The following is a 666-nucleotide window of genomic DNA, read 5'->3' as shown; positions in this document are numbered from 1 at the left end:
GTTGCAATGCGCGCATCGGGCCTGTCGGTTCTGTTGAGCGGGAAAAAAGCTCGCTTAGACTGGTTCCCGCGCCATGACAAGGCAGGTGTTCTGGCCGCCGAAGCCGAAGGAGTTCGAGAGCACCGTGCCAACCTCGGCGTTGCGCTTCGTGTTCGGCACCACGTCGAGCACGATCGCCGGATCGGGATTGTCGTAATTGATGGTCGGCGGGATGACGCTTTCGCGCATGGTCATCAGCGAAAACGCGGCCTCGACGGCGCCGGCGGCCGACAAGGTGTGGCCGATCATCGACTTGTTCGACGATATCGGCATCGAGCCGATCCGCTCGCCGAACACGGTCGACAGCGACAGATGCTCCATCTTGTCGTTTTCCGGCGTCGAGGTGCCATGAGCGTTGACATAATCGATCTCGTCCTCGCCCAGGCCGGCATCGGCGAGGGCGGCGCGAACGGCGGCGATCGCCGGCGAACCGTCCGGCTTCGAACGGGTGCGGTGGAAATCGTCGGCCTTCTCGCCGCAGCCGCGCAGGATGCCGAGGATGGTCGCGCCGCGGGCCAGTGCGGCCTGCAGCGATTCCAGCACAAGCGCGCCCGAGCCCTCTGCCAGCACGAAGCCGTCGCGATCCTTGGAGAACGGCTTGGACGCCCTTTCGGGGATGTCGTTATG

1 protein-coding gene is annotated in these 666 nt (G+C 64.7%); it reads right to left on the bottom strand.

Annotation, left to right across the window (positions count from 1 at the left end):
* Positions 1–54 precede the first annotated feature (54 nt).
* On the bottom strand, positions 55–666 hold a 612-nt coding region (locus tag EOA86_RS37270; RefSeq protein ID WP_281035749.1), incomplete at its 5' end, for a beta-ketoacyl synthase N-terminal-like domain-containing protein.

Origin of the sequence: Mesorhizobium sp. M5C.F.Ca.IN.020.32.2.1 (genome assembly GCF_004023105.1) — a bacterium.
GTDB classification, from domain to species: domain Bacteria; phylum Pseudomonadota; class Alphaproteobacteria; order Rhizobiales; family Rhizobiaceae; genus Mesorhizobium; species Mesorhizobium wenxiniae.
This window is presented reverse-complemented; position numbering and strand designations above follow the sequence as displayed.